Genomic DNA, 20,066 nt, shown 5'->3' on the forward strand with positions numbered 1-20,066 from the left:
TTTTAATCGTATGAACTTACTGCTTCGATATAACTCACTGCTGGTCGTGCTGGTGCTTGGCCTTGCTGGTTGTCAGAAGCCTGCTACACCCGCCGAGTATAATGCAAAAGCGGCCAACCCTGCGTATTACAATGCCGCGCTCGACAAACTGACTCAGGTTGTGATTCACGACATTTTTTCCCCGCCCGTAGCCAGCCGGATTTATGCCTATGCGAACCTGGCCGGGTATGAAGCGCTCGTTCCCTTCGACCCCAATTATGAATCGCTGGGTGGCCAGCTCAAGCGATTTCAGTCGGGCCCGAAGCCCGAACCCGGCAAAGACTATTGTTTCCCGCTGGCCAGCGCCAGCGCCTTTCTGACAGTAGCCCGCGCCCTGACGTTCTCGGTCGATTTTTACGACGAATTTGAGAAACCCTTCTACGAGCAGTACAAAAAAGATGGTGTTCCTGACGAGGTCTATGATCGCTCATTGGCCTACGGGGAAGCCATTGCCAAGCATGTGCTGGACTATGCGGCTAAGGACAACTATAAGCAAACGCGCGGTTTCAAACATACCGTTACCAATGCCGATGGAACCTGGGTGCCAACGCCCCCGGCCTATATGGATGCTGCCGAACCACAGTGGAACAAACTTCGCTGCTGGGCCATGGATACATGCAATCAGTTTATGCCAGCGCGTCCCTACGCCTACAACCTGACCAAAGGGAGCCCTTATCAAAAGGAACTTCAGGAAGTCTACGAGATAGGCAAATCACTGAGCAAGCAGCAGCAGGATATTGCTTATTTCTGGGATGATAACGCCTTCGTGATGAATGTAGCGGGCCATGTATCCTATGCATCGAAGAAGATGACGCCAGGTGGACACTGGCTGGCTATTGCCGAAACGGTAGCCCGGCAAAAGAAGATGGCTCTGATGCCGACTGTAGAAGCCTATGTGCTGACCTCGTTTGCGCTGACTGATGGGTTTATCTCGTGTTGGGACGAAAAGTACCGTAGCAATACGGTTCGGCCCGAAACCGTCATCAACAAGCACGTAGACCCTCAATGGACCCCCTTTCTGCAAACGCCCCCCTTTCCGGAATACCCCAGCGGTCACAGCGTCATTTCAACGGCCGCTGCCACCGTTATGACGAACCTGATGGGCGACAATATTGCCTTTACTGACTCGACAGAATTTAAATACGGCCACGGTGTCCGCTCATTCAAATCGATTCGGGAAGCGGCCGATGAAGCCTCCATCAGCCGGCTGTACGGCGGTATTCACTATCGTTCTGCGATGACGAATGGCCAGATAGAAGGCGAAAACGTAGGGAAGTGGATACTTCAGAAAATCCATACCCGCAAGTCGTCGGTAGCGAATCGGTAAGTTACGGGTAGCCCGTCGAGAGGTCTGGTTCAGTAATGGAGCCAGACCTTTTTTTATGCGGGCTGGTAATAGAACGCGTATTTTCAGCCTGCACCTAACACAGCAGCCATTCCCCTGTTGTATGAGAACGCTAACCGGTACTACCCTGCCGCGCGAAACCTCAACCTCACATACTCAACTCAAAACGCTTTATGAAGCTCACCATTTGGAAAACGCTTTTACTCCTTTTCGTCACGACCGTCCAGCACAGCTATGCTCAGCAAACGTACTTCAACGTTCCCTCATCGGACGTTGTTGATAAGCACAAGGTGTCTGTTCAGCAGCAGGTCAGTTTTGGCGAGTCTTTTCGAGCGGGCACTACGGTCAATTATGGATTGGGCCGGGAATGGGAAATTGGATTAAACGTATATAACCTCGATTACCTGCCGTCTGAACGTCGGTTCACGCTTAATGACTCAACCGTTCAGGAAGCTTATGGTCCCCTGCTGCTGCTGAACAGCCAGAAAGCGTTCGATATCACCAAGCATATTGAAGTTGCTGTTGGTATGCAGGCAGGCGTGAACATGAGTCCAAGGTCGAAAAGCAAACTGGTAGGCTACGCGTATGCACACGTGGCCGGTTCGTTTCACGATGAACACTATAACTGGTCGATGGGTGTGTATGGGGCCAATTCGAGGTATGCCGGCGAAGGTCGGAGGACAGGCTATCAGGCCGGTTTCGACGCGGGTATTTTCTATCAGAAAGTGCACTTGCTGGGCGACTTTATATCAGGTCAGCATAGCCTTGGCCAGCTCATCCTGGGCGTTGAGGTATATGCGGGGAAGCACTTTCCACTGTCTATTGGCTGGCAGCGCGCTAACCAGGATGGAGCACAGGCACTGGTTCTTCAGCTAACCTATAACCCAGAATAAGGAAGATGGAGATAATAGGGTACGAATCAGATGAAATAGAATTATTTTTAGCCTTTATTCCATCTTAGGACACGCATGGTAAAAAAAATAATGTTCAGCTGCCTGCTGTTGCTAACGCCCTGGTGTGTAGTAGCAACGAGGGCACAATCCACTTCCGCTGACTGGCAAATTGTCGCACAGGCTATTGACCCGGCCAACTATTACGGCATTACCGTCGCTAATGGAATGATTGGCCTGGTTTCGTCGCCTGAGCCCATGAAAGTAAAAGATGTGGTGCTGAATGGAGCATTCGATACCTATGGTCGCGGGCGTGTCTCGAATATCCTGAAGGTGTTCAATTTTGTGAATATGAACCTCGATGTTGACGGGCAGCGAATTGGGCAAAAATCCATTAGCAACTACCGCCAAACCCTCGATATGCAGAAAGCGGTGCTGACCACTACCTTCGATTATCAGGATAAGGTCAGCGTTCAGCAACAGGTGATGGCCCTCCGCCACCTGCCTTATTCGACTTTGACGATGGTTGAAATTACAGCGAAGAAAGATTGTGAGATCATACCGATGAGTGTTATTGAAACGCCGGAAAACCTCAAAGAAGTCAAAAATTTCTATGCTGAAATTGACCGCGAACACGTGACAATCCGGTTGCTGACATCGGTAGCCAAGAGTCCATCGGGAAAACATACCGTAGCGGCATCGAACAGCTTTATTTTTAACGAACCCCACGGGCAGGAGCCTGATGTAATTCATGAAGACTGGGATTACAACATGCACCTCGCCAAGTTTAAAAAGAAGCTGAAAGCGGGCGAAACCTACAAATTCAGCGTGGTTGGCTCTGTATCGTCAACGGCCCATACGGCCGATCCCCATAACGAAGCCGAACGATTGACGTTGTTTGCCGCACTGGAACGTACCGAGCGGCTTCTGATGCGGCATAATGCGGAGTGGGTCAAACTCTGGCAGAGTGATATCGTCATCGACGGTGACCCCGACGCGCAGCGGGCGGTTCGATCGGCACTTTATCATTTGTACTCCTTTGTCCGGGAGGGCACGGGCTATAGCTTATCACCAATGGGCCTGTCGGGGTTGGGCTATAACGGGCACGTATTCTGGGATACCGAGCTGTGGATGTATCCGCCAATTCTGATGCTTAAACCTGAAATTGCCCGATCGATACTTGAGTACCGATTCGAGCGCATGGCTATGGCCAAACAGAACGCCTTCAGTCACGGATACGCAGGCGTGATGTTTCCGTGGGAGTCCGATGCCGACGGGCAGGAAGCGACACCTGTATGGGCATTGACGGGCCCCTTCCAGCACCACATTACGGGCTGCGTTGGGTGGGCCTTCTGGAAATATTACCAGGTGACAAAAGATAAGGAATGGCTTCGTACGCGGGGTTATCCGATGTTAAAAGAGGTTGCCGATTTCTGGGCCAGCCGTGTTGAACGGGAGGTCGGACCAGCGGGTCAGCCCGGTAAGTACCATATCAACAACGTTATTGGGGCAAACGAATGGCAGGAAAATATAGACGATAACGCGTTTACAAACGGAATGGCCAAAACATCGCTCCAGTATGCCAGCCAGGCAGCGCAGGAACTTGGTCTGACACCTAATCCTGACTGGAAGGTAGTAGCTGATAATATACCTATTCTGAAGTTTCCCGACGGAACGACCAGGGAGAACAGAACCTACTCAGGAGTTATGATCAAGCAGGCTGATGTAAACCTATTGGCTTATCCATTAACTATAGTGACAGGCGAAGCCGCTATTCGGAAGGATCTGATTTATTATGAACCGAAGTATTCCCCCGAAGGACCCGCAATGGGTTGGTCGGCCTTAGCGACACTCAACGCCCGCCTGGGTGATACGGATAAAGCATATAACTGGTTTGTTAAGAGTTATAAGCCGAATGAGGTACCTCCGTTTGGCGTTTTGGCCGAAACGGCCGGTGGGACCAATCCTTATTTCGCAACGGGTGCCGGGGGGATGCTACAGGCAGTACTGAACGGCTTTGGCGGCCTGGATATAAACGACGCCGGTATCACGCAATTAAAAACGAAGTTGCCGAAGAAGTGGAAATCGTTGACAATAAAAGGCGTTGGCATTCAACGGAAGACGGTGCAGATTCAGTAACAGGTAGAATACAAACTGTTTACAAAGTAACGAGCCGATGATCTATAAGATCATCGGCTCGTTACTTTGTAAGGTATATAGGTTACCACTGCGCTACTGGCAGTTGAACAGATTGTAATTCCAAATCAACTTCTTTCGATTGGATCGCCATCCGGTTCAGTGCGATGTAGATAGCTTTAACGGCGTTTTCGATACGTTTCCAGCCTTCTTCGCTCCGCAGATCAATACTGATCATCGTGCGGTCGTTTTGAGCCATTATAGTCAGATAGGTCATAGCACCCAGGACTACAGCTGAAATAGCTTGTGTATCAGCGCCTTTCACAAAAGATAACTGCTCAACGAGCCGTGTCATTTCTTCATCCTGAGCACGGGCAGTTGTTTCGGCAATGGAGTCATTTTCGATAACGCTGGCTTTCAGGATCTCGCGAGCCGCTTTGAACGTGCGGAAATAGCGATATGTCTGAATTACCTGTCGATACCAGATACGAGCCACATCCGACTCGTGTAAAGGACGAATTTGGTCAAGTACGGCAGGATTGAAGACAGGAAACAGTTTGCCCATTTTCACATAATACTCAAGCAAGCCTTCCATACCACCGAAATACCGGTAAATCAACACCTTGCTGACATTAGCCTTTTCGGCTACCCGGTTTACTCCTACGCCCTCGAGACCCCGCTCAGCAATGACTTCTTCCAACGCTTCCACAATGCGTTGAGTGGTCTTAGCCCGGTTCCGTCTTACTTTCTCGTCCTTCTCCATTGAATACGTTCTTTATTTAAATTCAAGAGTTTATACTTGTTTGACTGCAAAGAGCAATGTAGGTCACACTTTGGTATTATTAATGATACAATAAATTGTGACGTCAGATGACAACATATCAGTAGTATACTACTTTATATGCCCTAATTGCGGTAGTTTCGTTCGTATGACTCAGTAGAGTCAATAGAATAATATTGATTAAATGCGTACAACAAGTCACTATTGATTACTTTTAGCAAAGGAAGTGAATTTTAAAAGATAAGCAAAAAAATATAATCAACTTGTGGTAAAAAATTATTAAATACAGACATGTATACTAAGGATTTACTTAAATCTCGAAAAACAAAAAAAAGCCACTCGGCTAATGCTGAGTGGCTTTAGGGTGTAGCCCGAGAAGGATTCGAACCTCCACAAACAGAACCAAAATCTGTCGTACTACCCTTATACTATCGGGCCTTTACTATTTGCGAGTGCAAAGATAACGGATGACGATTGGTAAAAACAAGCTTCGTTTCCTTTTTTTGACATTGTCATCCGTTATTTATTTGCTTTCCGTTGATAATCAAGAGCCCTACGAGCTGACACGTGCTGATTATATTCCTGAAATCGTTGCCGAGGGGCTTATTTTTTTGATCAGCCCCTGCAATACCTTGCCCGGACCGCACTCCGTGAACGACAAAGCGCCATCTGTTACCATCTTTTCAATCGACTGGGTCCAGCGCACAGGTGATGTTAGCTGGGCAATCAGATTAGCCTTGATGCGGGCAGGATCGGTAGCCGGTTGAGCGTCGACATTTTGATAAACAAAACAACGGGGTGCATTAAACGTCATCCGCTCAACGGCCTCGGCAAATTCTGTTTGTGCAGGTTCCATAAACGGGGAGTGGAAAGCACCGCTCACGGCTAGCGGAACCACCCGTTTGGCTCCAGCCACTTTGAGCCGCTCTTCGGCCAGCTGCAAACCTGCTACACTACCTGAAATAACGACCTGACCCGGGCAGTTATAATTAGCCGGCACAACAATCTCTTCCGTAATACCGGCACACACCTCTTCAATGGCGGCATCGGACAAGCCCAGAACAGCTGCCATACTCGATGGTACCAGTTCACAGGCCCTTTGCATGGCCGTGGCGCGAACAGAAGCCAACTGCAGGCCGTCGGTAAACGAGAGGACCCCAGCCGCTGTCAGGGCCGACAACTCGCCGAGCGAATGACCTGCTACCATATCCGGTTTGAACGAATCGGTTGTCAGGGCCAGCGTAACACCATGCAGAAATACAGCGGGTTGTGTATAGATCGTTTGTTTAAGGTCTTCGTCTGTTCCCTCAAACATGATGTGAGTCAGGTCATAGCCCAGTACCTCATTAGCCTGATCGAATAACCGGCGAACTTGTTCTGACTGCTGGTACAAGTCCTGCCCCATGCCACGAAACTGGGAGCCCTGTCCCGGGAAAACATATGCATTCATAGTAATATACCCGCGTGATAATTGCCATCGGGGATGCAAAGTAAGCCTGTTAATTGGCTCGGGTCAAGGATAGGTATTGGCAAGAGGGCTGGCGGGCGTTAACCGATCGGTGGCGTGAAGTTGTACCTCTGTTCAATTACAGGTGTAAATAAGCACGCAACAACAAACAAAAAAAAGACACACGCTGTTAGAGAATTGAGTGATTTGTTGAATTTTTCGGCCTTCTCTGTTAGACGTAAAATCGTTGAAAAAGTTGACTAATCTTGTTTCCAACGGGTTTGTGCTTTAGTTTTGATGCGCCGTTTAAACCGGCTTTTTCTCAATTGGTTAACCACTAAATTTTCGTGTCGTTCATCCTATGGCTTGGGTAACACAAACACTATCCAGCTCCCTCGGCCGCAAGGTCATCATGTCGCTGACGGGACTGTTTTTAAGTTCATTTCTGATTGTCCATATGGCTGGCAATCTACAGCTATTTAAGGGCGATAATGGGCGGGCGTTCAATGAGTATACGTACTTCATGACCCACAACCCAGTCATTATTACCGTTTCTTATCTGCTCTACACCTCTATTCTGGCACATGCCTTAATGGCCTGGGTGCTCACGCGCCACAACCAGTCTTCGCGACCCGTTAAGTATGCCTACTCGCGTCCGGAAGCTAACAGCCCCTGGTCGTCCCGTAACATGGGTATTCTGGGTACGGTACTGTTGCTGTTCATCATCATTCACATGCGCACGTTCTGGTACGAGATGCACTTTGGATCGGTACCGATGGCGGAGTATGATGGGAAGCAGTACAAAGACCTGTATGCTGTCGTTAAGGAAGCGTTTTCGCAATGGTGGTATGTGCTGCTGTACGTTATTTCGATGGTCGCTATCGGCTTTCACCTCGCTCACGGGTTCCAGAGTGGCTTTCAGTCCCTGGGTATCCGGCACACAAAATATACGCCTATGATCGAGTTCGTGGGCCGTTATTTCTTTGCATTGATCATACCGGCTGCTTTTGCGGCCATGCCGATCTATGTGTTTTTGCAAGTTCACGGGATAATTTAAAGAGCGAAAGACGTAGCTAGGCAGACGACCGGACCGGCCACTTTCGCTTAGCTACTCTTCCACTCATTCACTCTTTAAAATGGTAAATTCATGAATCTGGAGTCCAAAATCCCCGAAGGACCGTTAGCCGAAAAGTGGTCCCGGCATAAATTTGGTTTGAAGCTGGTGAATCCGGCTAACAAACGGAAGTATGATATTATCGTAGTTGGCACGGGTCTGGCCGGCGCTTCGGCGGCTGCTTCACTTGCTGAACTGGGGTATAACGTCAAGGCGTTTACCTTCCACGACAGCCCCCGGCGCGCGCACTCCATTGCGGCTCAGGGTGGTATCAATGCGGCCAAGAACTACCAGAACGATGGAGACAGCGTTTTCCGTCTGTTCTATGATACAATCAAGGGGGGTGACTACCGCGCCCGGGAAGGAAACGTGTACCGGCTGGCCGAAGTGAGTGTTAATATCATCGACCAGTGTGTAGCCCAGGGTGTACCCTTCGCCCGTGAGTACGGCGGCTTGCTGGCCAACCGTTCGTTCGGTGGTGCGCAGGTGTCGCGTACGTTCTATGCCCGCGGTCAAACCGGGCAGCAGCTGTTGCTGGGTGCCTACTCGGCTCTGAGCCGTCAGGTGACCAATGGCAAGGTGAAACTGATTACCCGTACCGAACTCCTCGACGTTGTCGTTGAAGGCGGTAAGACACGCGGTATTGTTACCCGTAACCTCATTACAGGTAAAATTGAGTCGCACTCGGCCCATGCCGTTTTACTCTGCACCGGGGGCTACGGTAACGTGTTCTACCTGTCGACAAACGCCATGAACTCCAACGTGACGGCCGCCTGGCGGGCACACAAACGGGGTGCGTTTTTCGCCAATCCATGCTATACCCAGATTCACCCAACCTGTATTCCCGTTAAAGGGGACTACCAATCCAAGCTGACACTGATGTCGGAGTCGCTGCGGAACGATGGTCGGGTATGGGTACCAAAAACCAAAGAAGATGCCGAGAAGATCCGGAAAGGCCAGCTGAAAGCAACCGACCTGACCGAAGATCAGCGCGACTACTTCCTGGAGCGCCGGTATCCGTCGTTCGGTAACCTGGTGCCACGTGACGTAGCTTCCCGTAACGCCAAGCACGTTTGCGACGAAGGACGTGGCGTTGCCGCTACAGGTCTGGCTGTATACCTCGACTTTGCCGATGCTATCAAGCGCGATGGTAAGAAGACTATCGAAGCCAAGTATGGTAACCTGTTCGAGATGTATGAAAAGATCGTCGACGACAACCCGTACGAGATGCCGATGATGATCTACCCGGCTGTCCACTATACAATGGGCGGTTTGTGGGTCGATTACAACCTGATGACCAGCGTACCGGGTCTGTACGCGCTTGGCGAAGCGAACTTCTCTGATCACGGTGCTAACCGCCTGGGTGCGTCGGCGCTGATGCAGGGTCTGGCCGATGGTTATTTCGTGGTTCCCTACACAGTAGGAGACTACCTGGCTACGATTGGTCCGGCCGATAAAGTATCAGTCGACAGTCCTGCTTTTAAAGAAGCCGAGCAACACGTGTCGGACATGACGCAGCGGTTCCTGTCGATCAAAGGCACTGAGCCGGTCGATAGCTTCCACAAGCGTCTGGGCCATATCATGTGGGAATACTGCGGTATGTCGCGGAACGCCGAAGGACTGACGAAAGCGAAAGGCCTGATTCAGGACCTGAAGAAAGAGTTCTGGAGCAACGTTCGGGTAACGGGCGAAGGCGACGAGATGAACCAGTCGCTTGAGCATGCCGGTCGGGTTGCCGACTTCATCGAACTGGGCGAACTGATGGTCGATGACGCGCTGGCCCGGAACGAATCGTGCGGAGGTCACTTCCGTGAGGAGTTCCAGACCGAAGAGGGTGAAGCCCTGCGCGACGATGCGAACTTTACTTACGTAGCTGCCTGGCAGTTTCAGGGTGAAAACCAGCCTGAGTTGCTGAATAAAGAACCACTTGAGTTCGAAAACGTGAAACTCACCCAGCGTAGCTATAAATAATAGTTGAACTAGTCGTAAGTCGAAGCAGTCGGAAGTCGTAAGAAAACCTTACACTACGACCCCACTTTTGACTTACGACTACTACGACTTCTGACCATTTACCATGAAAATCAATCTTAAAGTCTGGAGACAGAAAAATAATAATACGGAGGGTAAACTGGTTGAGTACCAACTGGATAAAATATCCCCCGATATGTCGTTTCTGGAGATGTTCGACGTGCTGAACGGCGAGCTGACCAAAAAGGGCGAAGAGATTATTGCTTTCGATCACGATTGCCGGGAAGGTATTTGTGGTTCGTGCAGTATGTACATCAATGGCCGTGCTCATGGTCCGCAAACGGGTGCCACAACCTGCCAGTTGCACATGCGCTCCTTCAACGACGGCGATACGATCGTAGTTGAGCCCTGGCGGTCACGGGCGTTCCCGGTTATCAAAGACCTGATGGTCGACCGGACAGCCTTTGACCGGGTCATTCAGTCGGGTGGTTACGTATCGGTAAACACGGGTTCGGCCCGTGATGCCAACGAAACACTTATCCCCCGTAGCATCGCTGATGAGGCAATGGATGCGGCTCAGTGTATCGGCTGTGGTGCCTGCGTGGCAGCCTGCAAAAATGCATCGGCTATGTTGTTCGTGGCGGCAAAAGTATCGCATATGGCGGTGCTGCCACAGGGACAGGCTGAGAGCACGGAGCGTGCCGAACGCATGGTTGCGCAGATGGATGCTGAAGGATTCGGTGCCTGCTCATTTACGGGTGCCTGCTCGGTGGAGTGTCCCAAGTCGATCTCACTTGATCACATTGCCCGGATGAACCGGGAGTATCTGGGTGCCAAGCTGACCTCGACAAACGTTCAGGGCTAGGCAGCAAAGCCAGACACAAAAAATCCCGGTCAGCGGTGGTTTATAGCCACTGCTGACCGGGATTTTCTGTGTCAACCCTGCCAGTGGTCCGCCAGGACCCTGGTAGTGGTTTTAAAGAATCCAGTGGCTAAATCTTTCAAAACCACTACCAGGGTCCTGGCGGACCACTGGCAGGGTTGTCGTACCTACCTTACCGCAGGCGTACTAACTTCAGATAACAGGGCTGGTCGCAACGCTGGCTTAGGATCAGGGTGTCCCGCACAAAGCTTAGCTTTTGCCGAAAAGAAACGTTGGCACCGTTGGTATTGATATATAAATTGACGCCCAGGCCTTCGTCAAACGTCGAATCGACGCGGAACTGCCGGATGGGGGTATAATACGTCATCTCGCTGCCACTGGTAGATAAGTTGCCTTCGCTGTCGAAGGTAAGCGTTTGAGGCCTCAGCCCAGCGTACCGCCTGGTCACGTAAAACGAGGTGTCGCGTAAAACGGAAAGCGTGTCTGGCCGGGTCGTATAAACAGTATCCCGATTGGTAATGACCGTGTCAGGTCGGGTCGCGTAAACCGGCACCCGGTAGGTAGAATCTTTGGGGAACCGGCGTTCATGCAGCTGCCATGTGCCAACGATACGTAAGTCGCCCGCTCCCGAGGAGAAAGCCGGAGACGTGTCTTTACAGCTAGTGACGAAACCCGTTACGGCCAGAAAGAAAATCAATAATAAACCGCTATTTTTCATGGTTGCGGGTGGGTGTTACTTCACCTATCGGGTGGCATACGTTCAACCGGACTACCCGGTAAATGAAGCTGGTTTTGGGGTGAGTCAACTAGCTAGTCATAGCCGCTAATTCACGAACGGCCAGCCAACTCATGAGCCCGGCACCGGTTTCCAGTGAGGCCTCGTCAATATCAAACGTTGGCGTATGGACACCTGATATAATGCCCCGTTCTTCGTTGCGCGTACCAAGTCGGTAGAAGCACGAGTCGACGACCTGCGAGTAGAAGGCAAAGTCTTCGCCCGCCATCCATAGATCGAGATCGACTACGTTTTCCTGGCCCATATACTCCACCGCCTGCGCCCGAACACGCCGGGTCAGTTCGGGGTGATTTTTCAGGTAAGGGTAGCCGTTGACGATGGTAAATTCGCAACTACCGCCCATGGCTTCGGCAATGCCTTCGGCCAGTTTGACCATCCGCTTCTTACCCTCGGCCCGCCACTCCTCATTCATACACCGGAACGTACCCTGAATGGTGACCTCGTTTGGAATGACGTTGGTGACACCGTCGGCAATAAACCGGCCGAACGACAACACAGAAGGACTGGCCGGCGGGCGGTTGCGGCTGATGATCTGCTGCAACGCAACGATGATGTGCGACGCAATCAGCACCGGATCGACCAGGCTGTCGGGCATAGCCGCGTGCCCGCCTTTGCCGCGGACGGTCAGGTACAGTTCATCGGTGCTGGCCATGTACATACCTTCGCGAAAGCCGATTTTACCAACGGGAATATTAGGGGCTACGTGCTGACCGATCATGCTCACGGGTGTGGGATTCTCCAGAACGCCTTCCTTGATCATGAGCGAAGCACCACCGGGGGCTTTCTCTTCGCCCGGCTGAAACACCAGCTTTACCGTTCCGTCAAACTCATCGCGCAGTACGTTAAGAATGCGCGCCACGCCCAGCAAACTAGCCGTATGAGCATCGTGTCCGCAGGCATGCATGACGCCCTCGACGGTCGATTTATAGGGTACATTGTTGGCTTCGTGGATCGGGAGCGCGTCCATGTCGGCCCGGAGCGCAATAACCCGATTGCCGGCGGACTCGGTCCCTTTTCGTCCTTCGATCAGCGCTACCAGTCCTGTATCGGCCACTCCTTCCTGAGGCTGGATACCAATAGCCCTGAGTTGATCGGCAACGAAACGGGCCGTGTTGCGTTCCTGAAACGACAGTTCGGGGTGGGCGTGCAGGTGTCGGCGGGTCTGGACGATGTCGGCCGCATAGTGTCGGGCGAGCGATTTAATGGATTCTTGCAGTGCCATATAGTAAGGGTAGAACACAGGTCTGAATGCTTGATCCGTTCGATCTGTGTTTGTTTATTGGGTTGTTACAAATTGATAATCTGTACAAATGGTTTCCAGAAAAGCCCGGTTGCTCAATTCGCTCCGAATACCGGTTACCTCTTTGATTTTATCGGCTGTGCGGTTTAGAACCCATTCGTCGCCCCGCTGAAGTACCTGCCGTACGATATGGATATCGCGGTCAGACAGCAGTCGTGCGTCAGGAAACTGAACATTGTATGAATCAGGCAACGGACGGATCAGAATATCGTTCAGTGAAACAGCCGGTTTCGCTTTAACGACGGTTGTGCCAGCGGCAATATCGCCCAGGCGCTGGCCTTTCCCATTAGCCGCTACCGTAATCACCGGAACAACACCGCCAAAGAACACAACAGACTCGACAATACGGAGCAGCCACCGGATCAGGTAAGCGCCCAGGCCCGGTTGAGATCCATCGAGCATGACAACGCGGGTTTCCATGGCCAGTTTCCCCACACTACGCCCATTGAGTAGCCATTCGCAGATCAGATCGTAAAAACCAATCGGCAACACGCCGACCAGCAGGGTGTAATAGTTGCCTAACCGAAGGCCCATAGCAGCCGGCACACCCAGCGTGAGGAGGAACCAGCCCAGAAATACAACATAATCGAGTAAGGTGGCTAGAATCCGGTCGCCAAGGCTGGCGGGTTCATATTCAAGCAGAACGTTTTGGGAGGTGCGAATAGCAACGGACATGAAAGCAGTTAGTAGGTTGATTAGTCAGATAGTTGCACCCGGTAGATTTCTCAAAATTAGTACCCAGATAGTTTGTCTTTACCACATTATTCGCCAAATTTTCGCTTTCTGCCATTTATCGAGTTTGACTGACAGACCTGGCAACTTCCTGACTGATTTAACGCCTGTATGCGCGAATCTCAATTTGTTAAACGCAATACCGACAAGTGGCAGGCCATCGAGCAAAATCCATCCCGCAATCCTGATGAACTAACGGAACGCTTTGTGGAACTGACCGATGATCTATCGTATGCCCGTACCTTCTATCCCGACTCAAACGTTACGCGGTACCTGAACGGGCTAACGGCGCAGATGCACCGGGGATTGATGCAGAACCGGCGCGACGACCGTAGCCGGTTTATTACTTTCTGGCAGTACGAGCTACCACTCTTGTTTCGGCAATCGCAGCGGCTACTGGCTGTATCGGCCGGTATATTTCTGATAGCCTGTGTGCTGGGCTGGGTGTCGGCGGCACACGACAATACATTTGTCCGACTGATTCTAGGCGATCAATACGTGAATATGACGCTCGAAAACATCAGGAAAGGCGATCCGCTGGGTGTGTATAACAGCAGCGATCAGGCTACGATGTTTGTGCAGATCACACTCAACAATATTTACGTAGCGTTCCGGACCTTTATTTTCGGGCTGTTCGCATCGTTCGGCACGATCGCCATGCTCTTCTACAACGGCGTGATGCTCGGTTCATTTCAGTATTTTTTTTACGAGCGGGGGTTATTGCTGGACTCGGTACTGAAAATCTGGGTTCACGGCACACTGGAGATATCGGCCATCGTTATTGCGGGTTGTGCAGGCCTTACCGTTGGCAACAGTCTGCTCTTTCCCGGTACGTTCTCCCGGCTGGATTCGTTCAAACGCGGGATCAGGCAGGGTCTGAAAATTGCGGTGGGGCTGGTCCCTATTTTCATTGCCGCTGGTTTTCTGGAAAGCTTCATTACACGCCTTACCCTGCCGCCCCTCGTTAGCGGAAGTATTATCCTGATTTCAGCCGCTTTTATTATCTGGTACTTCATTATCTATCCAATTCACCTTAACCGTAAAGTACAGCCATGATTCAACTTTTCCAGCAGCGCGATTTTGGTAACAAGATCAACGTTACCTTTCAGTACATTATCCAGAACTTCCGAAGCCTGGGCATGGTGTTGCTTTATATTGTAGCCCCGGTGGCCGTAGTAGCCGGCATAGCATCGGGAATCCTGCAATCCAATATGCTGCGCCTGACCAACGAAATGGCCCAGTCACAATCCAGCAATCCAATGGTGGTGCTTCAGGCAATGGCTCAGCTCATGTCGCCTGCATTTTGGTTAGCCATGCTGTTTGGCCTGCTGGCCAACGTGACGGTCGTGTTGGCTACCTATGCCCACATGAAGGTATATGAACGCACAGGGGGGCAGGACGTTTCAGTGGCCAGCGTGTGGGCTGAGATGCAACCTGTCATTGGGCGCGCTATCATCATCTCGGTGCTGGGATCGATTTTTACAGCTGTTGGTATGCTGTTTTTCGTTATTCCGGGTATTTATGTGGCGGTTGTGCTATCACTTGCACTAGCCGTAACATCGTTCGAGGGGGCCAGCTTCGGTGAAACCCTGGAACGCTGCTTCAAGCTGATCCGCGACAAGTGGTGGTCCACGTTCGGACTACTGATAGTTATGGCCATCATCGTTACCATTGTAGGGATGATTTTTGCCCTCCCTACGGCCATCATTGGGTTTTTTATCGGCGCAAAAATGTTGCCCGATGTTTCAACTGGCTGGCTGGTAATTGGAAACGTCATTGCGCTCGTTGGGCGGACTTTACTCAATTCTATTTTGTACCTGGCTATCGGATTCCAGTACACCAATCTGGTTGAGCGGCAGGAAGGCCGGGGCTTGCTTTCGGCCATCGATAACATTGGTGCTCCATCACAACCCCACGACCGGAATGAGGAGTAGCCGTACTAAATGGCAGGCGCTGCTGGTTTGGTTGCTGATTCTGACCGCTATCGGACCGATCAGTTCGTTGGCGCAATCAGCCAAAGCGCCTGCTAAGGCTGTAAACGCGCCTGACGACCAGCTGCCGGTACAGATTCGGTATCCCAACGCTGGGCGCCTTCGTGAGCTACAAACCGACCGCGACTATCAGTATGGCCGCGATACCCCACCGCCCGAAAACCCGATGGCCCGGTTCGGGCAATGGCTGTGGCGTAAAATCGGTGATTTCTTCCGGAGTCAGGCTTATAAAAATGTCGGGCAATATGTGGTGCTGGTACTCATTGCCGGACTGGTGGTGTACCTGCTCATGAAAGCCGAAGTAATGGGCTTCCTGTTTTCCAAACGAGCCCAGTCAGGCCAGTTGGATTACGAAAACCTGACGGAAAATATCCATGCGATTGATTTCGACAGGGCCATAGAAGAAGCGGTGAATGGACGCAGCTACCGGCTGGCAATACGGCTACTTTATTTACGAACGTTAAAACAACTGACCGACACGGCTCATATTCAGTATAAGCCCGACAAAACCAACCGGCAGTATGTATATGAGCTGGCATCACCCCTGCAAGCTGATTTTGAAACGCTGACACGCCAGTTCGAGTTTGTCTGGTACGGTGATTCTCCGGTAGATGAAACCCGATTTGAAGCGATCCGTCAGCAGTTTCAAACCTTCAACCGACTCTTCGTCCAGTAGCCATAACGTATAAAAGGCGGGAAACCCCGTAGAAATCACCGTTGAAGCCTAATAAATACTTACTGATTCTACTGGCTACGATAGGGGCTTATGTCGTGTTCGAGTACTACCGCCCCAAGCCGCTCGACTGGACGCCTACGTACCGGAACGATACTAAAATTCCGTTCGGTACGCAGGCGCTTTATGAATTACTCCCGGCCGTAATGCAACAGCCAGCGGTCAAGTCGGTGCGTTTGCCCGTTTACAATTTCCTGACCACAGAAAAATTGACTGGCCGAAGTAATTACGTTTTTGTAAGCCAGAACTTTAAGGTCGATGGTAACGACCTGAAGCAATTACTGAATTACGTCCGGCGGGGTAACAACGTCTTCATATCGGCCTACGACTTACCCGACACATTAGGTAGGGTACTTGGCTTCAAGGCTGAGGTGAAAGACCCGACAAAAGCCGATACGACGTTGCGACAGAACCTGGTGAACCGGCAACTCCGGAAGCCTGGGGGCTACAACTTCTTCCATGACGATGGCCGGAATTTTCTGACCGTGACCAAACAAACGGGCGTGACTGTCCTGGGGCGTAATGCCCGGAACGAACCTGTATTTATTCGGATTCGGTATGGTAGCGGGCAGTTTCTGGTGCATAATCTACCGTTGGCATTCACGAATTACTATGTGCTCGACCCCAAAACGTCTGATTATGTCAGCAAGGCACTGGCCTACCTGCCAGCCTTGCCAACCTACTGGGACGAATACCTGAAGCAGGGTCGGTTCGATGAAGACCAACAATCCATTTTCCGGTATGTCTGGAGTCAGCCTGCGCTCAACTGGGCTTATTATATCGTTGTCTTCGGCCTGGTCTTTTACGCACTTTTCGCGGGGAAGCGCACCCAGCGCGTTATCCCGGTTGTGGAAGCGCCCCGGAATACATCGGTAGATTTCGTGAAAACCGTTGGCCGGCTTTATTTTCAGCAAGGCGATCATGATAACCTCGCCCGTAAAAGAATCCGGTATTTTCTGGCTGATCTGCGAGAACGGTACGGCCTGAACACAAATAACCTGGATAACGAGTTTACCGACAGTCTGGCTCACAAACGTGGGATTCCCCGCGACGATGCCCGTGAGTTGGTCCTTTTGCTGCGTAATGCCCAGAAAAGTATTTCACTATCGGAATACGACCTGTTGACGCTTAATGCAGCCATTGAAAAATTTAATCAAACTGCCTGAATGGATACGCTTAATTCCCGCATAGACCTCACCAGCCTTACCACCGCCGTCAATGCCATCCGGGCCGAAGTCGGAAAAGTCATCGTAGGCCAGCACCAAACGGTTGATCTACTGCTAACGGCCCTGCTGGCTGATGGCCACGTCCTGATCGAGGGCGTACCGGGGGTGGCAAAAACATTGACCGCTAAACTGCTCGCCAAAACCATGTCGGTTGGCTTCAGCCGCATTCAGTTCACACCCGATCTGATGCCATCGGATGTGCTGGGTACATCGATTTTTGTGCCTAAAACGGGTGAGTTCTCGTTCAGGCAGGGCCCCATTTTTTCGAACCTGGTGCTTATCGACGAAATCAACCGGGCACCAGCCAAAACCCAGGCTGCGCTGTTTGAGGTGATGGAAGAACGGCAGGTCACCAACGATGGGATTACCTATCGACTCAATGAGCCGTTTATGGTTCTGGCTACGCAAAACCCCATCGAACAGGAAGGTACCTACCGGCTACCGGAAGCGCAGCTGGACCGGTTTCTGTTCAAGATCGTTGTTGGCTACCCGGCCCCGGCCGAAGAGGTAGATATCCTGCGGGGGCATCACCAGCGCCGGCATCTTTCCGATGCCGTTGACGCGGTCCAGTCGGTACTGGACGCTGCGCAACTGGCAACCCTGCGTGCTCAGGTTCATCAGGTACATGTAGAAGACAAGCTGTTCGATTACATCGCGCAGATCGTGCTGGCTACCCGCGCCAACAAGTCGCTTTACCTGGGTGCGTCGCCCAGAGCATCCGTGGCCTTACTCAATAGTGCCAAAGCGCTGGCTACGCTCCGGGGCCGCGACTTCATCACACCTGAAGATGTACAGGAATTAGCTGCGTCGGTATTGCGTCACCGGATACTGCTTACGCCCGAGCGTGAAATGGAAGGCGGCACCGCCGATGAGGTCATAGCCCAGCTGGTTCAAAAAATAGAGGTGCCGAGGTAAGTAGCCGGGCAAGATGAACGGACTATCCAGCTTATCGAATAAATTCATCCCATAAAATGACCCGTATACGCGCTTTGTTCGTTGCCAATCGCCTGTGGTTTGCCCTGATCGCTTTTGTGTTGCTGTTCGTGGCGGCCTACGGCTTCCCATGGCACTTTCCGCTGGTACAGGTCGGATTTGTCGTGTTCGCAGGCCTGGTCGGAATCGATGCCTGGCTGCTGTTCCGGCCAACAGCGGATAGCGGCAACCGGACGGACGGGACGGAATCATTTTTTGCCCGGCGCGATGTGCCGGCCCGACTCTCCAATGGCGACGAAAACCCGCTGACTATCTACCTCGAAAATCGATATTTCTTCCAGGTCGATGTGGAGGTTATCGATGAGATACCTTTCCAGTTTCAACGGCGTGATGTGCTCTTTCAGGCCCGGCTTGGTCCCCGTCAAACACAAACCATCCGGTATGGACTCCGGCCCACCCGCCGGGGCGAATATAGCTTTGGCGCTGTCAACGTATTTGTACTGTCGCCGTTGGGGTTGCTTAAGCGACGTTACCAGTTCGAGTCGGGGAGGATGGTGGCGGTATATCCGTCGTTCCTGCAAATGCGGCAGTACGAACTACTGGCGGCTACGAATCGGCTGAGCGAGGTTGGGATGAAGCGTATCCGACGGCTGGGTCACAGCATGGAATTCGAGCAGGTGCGGCCTTATACCACCGGCGACGATGTCAGAACAGTGAACTGGAAAGCCACCGCCCGCCGGAGCGACCCCCAGGGGGCGTCCTTACAGATCAATGCTTATCAGGACGAACGGTCGCAGCCAGTATACTGCCTGATCGACAAAGGACGCGTAATGCAGTCGCCCTTTGCGGGACTTACGCTACTCGACTACGCCATAAACGCCAGTCTGGTGTTGAGCAACATTGCGTTGCAGAAACAGGACCGGGCCGGTATCCTGACCTTTTCCGATCAGGTAGGCCAGCTTCTGCCCGCTGATCGCCGTTCAGGGCAGGTGCTAAAGATCCTTGAATTGCTGTACCGTCAGAAAACGCGCTTTATGGAAACGGATTACGAACGCCTGTATACCAGTGTTCGCACCCACATCCGGCAGCGAAGCCTGTTATTGCTGTTTACCAATTTTGAAACCGTGAGTGCCCTCCACCGGCAATTGCCTTACCTGCGTCGGTTGGCCAAAGACCATTTGTTGCTCGTTATTTTTTTCGAGAACACCGAGTTGCGTGGCCTGCTCGATCAGCCGGCTACAGATACGGAACAGATCTACCTGAAGACGATCGGTGAGAAATTCGCTTTTGAGAAAAAGCAGATTGTAAAAGAATTAACGCAGTACGGTATTCAAAGCATTCTGACCACCCCCCAGAACCTGACCGCTAATACGGTCAATAAATACCTGGAGCTGAAAGCGCGGGGCATGATCTGATCTAGTTATCGCCCAGGCCACCCTTCACCGACTCATAGTCGGATTTGATCCGGCCTACTTCCTTCGACAGGAAGAGCTGAAGCTGCTGGTTGAACACATCTTTTTCCGCATCGGATAGCGAAGCATACAGGTCTTTCAGCTCCTGGTTGATGGCCGCCCGTTCGGCATCACTGGCTGCGTTGATGGAACGGATATGGTATCGGCGAAAATCGAAAGTAAGCATTGTTCTGGTTTTGTACGTCCGGCAGTTGAGCGAACCCCCGCTGCCAGAGGGTTGGATTACGATTCGTTAACGATAGTGTAAAGGTTTGTAACGCAAAAAGGTCCGTTCGAGTGA

18 protein-coding genes and 1 tRNA gene are annotated in these 20,066 nt (G+C 51.6%); 12 read left to right on the top strand and 7 right to left on the bottom strand.

Annotated elements, in window-relative coordinates:
- Positions 1 to 10: 10 nt before the first annotated feature.
- The 3 genes from FH603_RS14390 to FH603_RS14400 all read left to right on the top strand — a co-directional run bounded on the left by FH603_RS14390 (position 11) and on the right by FH603_RS14400 (position 4,413).
- Positions 11 to 1,366, top strand: coding sequence for a vanadium-dependent haloperoxidase (locus FH603_RS14390; protein WP_186738227.1), 1,356 nt, complete (start codon positions 11 to 13; stop codon positions 1,364 to 1,366).
- Positions 1,367 to 1,557: 191 nt separating this feature from the next.
- The gene (locus FH603_RS14395) at positions 1,558 to 2,277 is read left to right on the top strand and encodes a hypothetical protein (protein WP_186738228.1); all 720 of its coding nucleotides are present in this window, start codon (positions 1,558 to 1,560) and stop codon (positions 2,275 to 2,277) included.
- 90 nt (positions 2,278 to 2,367) lie between these two features.
- Positions 2,368 to 4,413, top strand: coding sequence for a kojibiose hydrolase (locus FH603_RS14400; protein WP_186738276.1), 2,046 nt, complete (start codon positions 2,368 to 2,370; stop codon positions 4,411 to 4,413).
- A gap of 82 nt (positions 4,414 to 4,495) precedes the next feature.
- Here the strand turns inward: FH603_RS14400 and FH603_RS14405 are convergent, their stop codons facing one another.
- From FH603_RS14405 to fabD, 3 genes are all read right to left on the bottom strand, one after another.
- The gene (locus FH603_RS14405) at positions 4,496 to 5,173 is read right to left on the bottom strand and encodes a TetR/AcrR family transcriptional regulator (RefSeq protein ID WP_186738229.1); all 678 of its coding nucleotides are present in this window, start codon (positions 5,171 to 5,173) and stop codon (positions 4,496 to 4,498) included.
- Between the two features lie 385 nt (positions 5,174 to 5,558).
- Positions 5,559 to 5,629, bottom strand: a tRNA-Gln gene (locus tag FH603_RS14410).
- Positions 5,630 to 5,765: 136 nt separating this feature from the next.
- Entirely contained in the window at positions 5,766 to 6,641 is an 876-nt protein-coding gene (gene fabD, locus FH603_RS14415) for an ACP S-malonyltransferase (protein ID WP_186738230.1), read from the bottom strand.
- A 358-nt stretch (positions 6,642 to 6,999) separates the two neighbouring features.
- Here fabD and FH603_RS14420 point away from each other — a divergent pair, with 358 nt between their 5' ends.
- The 3 genes from FH603_RS14420 to FH603_RS14430 all read left to right on the top strand — a co-directional run bounded on the left by FH603_RS14420 (position 7,000) and on the right by FH603_RS14430 (position 10,585).
- A complete protein-coding gene (locus tag FH603_RS14420; RefSeq protein ID WP_186738231.1) occupies positions 7,000 to 7,695 on the top strand; it encodes a succinate dehydrogenase cytochrome b subunit in 696 nt (231 codons plus the stop codon).
- Between the two features lie 90 nt (positions 7,696 to 7,785).
- Positions 7,786 to 9,723 carry a fumarate reductase/succinate dehydrogenase flavoprotein subunit gene (locus tag FH603_RS14425; RefSeq protein ID WP_186738232.1) on the top strand — a complete coding sequence of 646 codons (1,938 nt, stop codon included), beginning with the start codon at positions 7,786 to 7,788 and terminating at the stop codon, positions 9,721 to 9,723.
- A gap of 103 nt (positions 9,724 to 9,826) precedes the next feature.
- On the top strand, positions 9,827 to 10,585 hold the full coding sequence (locus FH603_RS14430) for a succinate dehydrogenase/fumarate reductase iron-sulfur subunit (RefSeq protein ID WP_186738233.1): 759 nt from the start codon (positions 9,827 to 9,829) through the stop codon (positions 10,583 to 10,585).
- Between the two features lie 190 nt (positions 10,586 to 10,775).
- Here FH603_RS14430 and FH603_RS14435 read toward each other — a convergent pair whose 3' ends face one another.
- The 3 genes from FH603_RS14435 to FH603_RS14445 all read right to left on the bottom strand — a co-directional run bounded on the left by FH603_RS14435 (position 10,776) and on the right by FH603_RS14445 (position 13,374).
- Entirely contained in the window at positions 10,776 to 11,321 is a 546-nt protein-coding gene (locus tag FH603_RS14435) for a hypothetical protein (RefSeq protein WP_186738234.1), read from the bottom strand.
- Between the two features lie 88 nt (positions 11,322 to 11,409).
- A complete protein-coding gene (locus FH603_RS14440; RefSeq protein WP_186738235.1) occupies positions 11,410 to 12,621 on the bottom strand; it encodes a M20 metallopeptidase family protein in 1,212 nt (403 codons plus the stop codon).
- A gap of 54 nt (positions 12,622 to 12,675) precedes the next feature.
- Complete coding sequence (locus tag FH603_RS14445; RefSeq protein ID WP_186738236.1) at positions 12,676 to 13,374, bottom strand: RDD family protein; 699 nt, start codon at positions 13,372 to 13,374, stop codon at positions 12,676 to 12,678.
- A 168-nt stretch (positions 13,375 to 13,542) separates the two neighbouring features.
- Between FH603_RS14445 and FH603_RS14450 the strand changes: the two genes are divergently transcribed.
- Genes FH603_RS14450 through FH603_RS14475 form a run of 6 tightly spaced genes read left to right on the top strand, consistent with a single transcriptional unit; the run spans position 13,543 to position 19,729 of the window.
- On the top strand, positions 13,543 to 14,487 hold the full coding sequence (locus tag FH603_RS14450; protein ID WP_186738237.1) for a stage II sporulation protein M: 945 nt from the start codon (positions 13,543 to 13,545) through the stop codon (positions 14,485 to 14,487).
- Entirely contained in the window at positions 14,484 to 15,365 is an 882-nt protein-coding gene (locus tag FH603_RS14455; protein ID WP_186738238.1) for a hypothetical protein, read from the top strand. The genes FH603_RS14450 and FH603_RS14455 overlap by 4 nt, the downstream gene beginning before the upstream one ends.
- A complete protein-coding gene (locus FH603_RS14460) occupies positions 15,355 to 16,098 on the top strand; it encodes a DUF4129 domain-containing protein (protein WP_186738239.1) in 744 nt (247 codons plus the stop codon). The genes FH603_RS14455 and FH603_RS14460 overlap by 11 nt, the downstream gene beginning before the upstream one ends.
- A 41-nt stretch (positions 16,099 to 16,139) precedes the next feature.
- Positions 16,140 to 17,321 (top strand): DUF4350 domain-containing protein, encoded by a 1,182-nt coding sequence (locus tag FH603_RS14465; protein ID WP_186738240.1) that lies wholly within the window; start codon positions 16,140 to 16,142, stop codon positions 17,319 to 17,321.
- A complete protein-coding gene (locus tag FH603_RS14470; RefSeq protein WP_186738241.1) occupies positions 17,322 to 18,296 on the top strand; it encodes an AAA family ATPase in 975 nt (324 codons plus the stop codon).
- A gap of 56 nt (positions 18,297 to 18,352) precedes the next feature.
- Entirely contained in the window at positions 18,353 to 19,729 is a 1,377-nt protein-coding gene (locus tag FH603_RS14475) for a DUF58 domain-containing protein (RefSeq protein WP_186738242.1), read from the top strand.
- A 1-nt stretch (position 19,730) separates the two neighbouring features.
- Here FH603_RS14475 and FH603_RS14480 read toward each other — a convergent pair whose 3' ends face one another.
- Complete coding sequence (locus FH603_RS14480; protein ID WP_186738243.1) at positions 19,731 to 19,952, bottom strand: hypothetical protein; 222 nt, start codon at positions 19,950 to 19,952, stop codon at positions 19,731 to 19,733.
- Positions 19,953 to 20,066 lie beyond the last annotated feature (114 nt).

This window comes from Spirosoma utsteinense (assembly GCF_014282275.1).
Taxonomy (GTDB): domain Bacteria; phylum Bacteroidota; class Bacteroidia; order Cytophagales; family Spirosomataceae; genus Spirosoma; species Spirosoma utsteinense.

Coding starts and splice junctions, on each gene's coding strand:
- FH603_RS14390 (WP_186738227.1), top strand. CDS start 11: ATGAACTTACTGCTTCGATATAACTCACTGCTGGTCGTGCTGGTGCTT.
- FH603_RS14395 (WP_186738228.1), top strand. CDS start 1,558: ATGAAGCTCACCATTTGGAAAACGCTTTTACTCCTTTTCGTCACGACC.
- FH603_RS14400 (WP_186738276.1), top strand. CDS start 2,368: ATGTTCAGCTGCCTGCTGTTGCTAACGCCCTGGTGTGTAGTAGCAACG.
- FH603_RS14405 (WP_186738229.1), bottom strand. CDS start 5,173: ATGGAGAAGGACGAGAAAGTAAGACGGAACCGGGCTAAGACCACTCAA.
- fabD (WP_186738230.1), bottom strand. CDS start 6,641: ATGAATGCATATGTTTTCCCGGGACAGGGCTCCCAGTTTCGTGGCATG.
- FH603_RS14420 (WP_186738231.1), top strand. CDS start 7,000: ATGGCTTGGGTAACACAAACACTATCCAGCTCCCTCGGCCGCAAGGTC.
- FH603_RS14425 (WP_186738232.1), top strand. CDS start 7,786: ATGAATCTGGAGTCCAAAATCCCCGAAGGACCGTTAGCCGAAAAGTGG.
- FH603_RS14430 (WP_186738233.1), top strand. CDS start 9,827: ATGAAAATCAATCTTAAAGTCTGGAGACAGAAAAATAATAATACGGAG.
- FH603_RS14435 (WP_186738234.1), bottom strand. CDS start 11,321: ATGAAAAATAGCGGTTTATTATTGATTTTCTTTCTGGCCGTAACGGGT.
- FH603_RS14440 (WP_186738235.1), bottom strand. CDS start 12,621: ATGGCACTGCAAGAATCCATTAAATCGCTCGCCCGACACTATGCGGCC.
- FH603_RS14445 (WP_186738236.1), bottom strand. CDS start 13,374: ATGTCCGTTGCTATTCGCACCTCCCAAAACGTTCTGCTTGAATATGAA.
- FH603_RS14450 (WP_186738237.1), top strand. CDS start 13,543: ATGCGCGAATCTCAATTTGTTAAACGCAATACCGACAAGTGGCAGGCC.
- FH603_RS14455 (WP_186738238.1), top strand. CDS start 14,484: ATGATTCAACTTTTCCAGCAGCGCGATTTTGGTAACAAGATCAACGTT.
- FH603_RS14460 (WP_186738239.1), top strand. CDS start 15,355: ATGAGGAGTAGCCGTACTAAATGGCAGGCGCTGCTGGTTTGGTTGCTG.
- FH603_RS14470 (WP_186738241.1), top strand. CDS start 17,322: ATGGATACGCTTAATTCCCGCATAGACCTCACCAGCCTTACCACCGCC.
- FH603_RS14475 (WP_186738242.1), top strand. CDS start 18,353: ATGACCCGTATACGCGCTTTGTTCGTTGCCAATCGCCTGTGGTTTGCC.
- FH603_RS14480 (WP_186738243.1), bottom strand. CDS start 19,952: ATGCTTACTTTCGATTTTCGCCGATACCATATCCGTTCCATCAACGCA.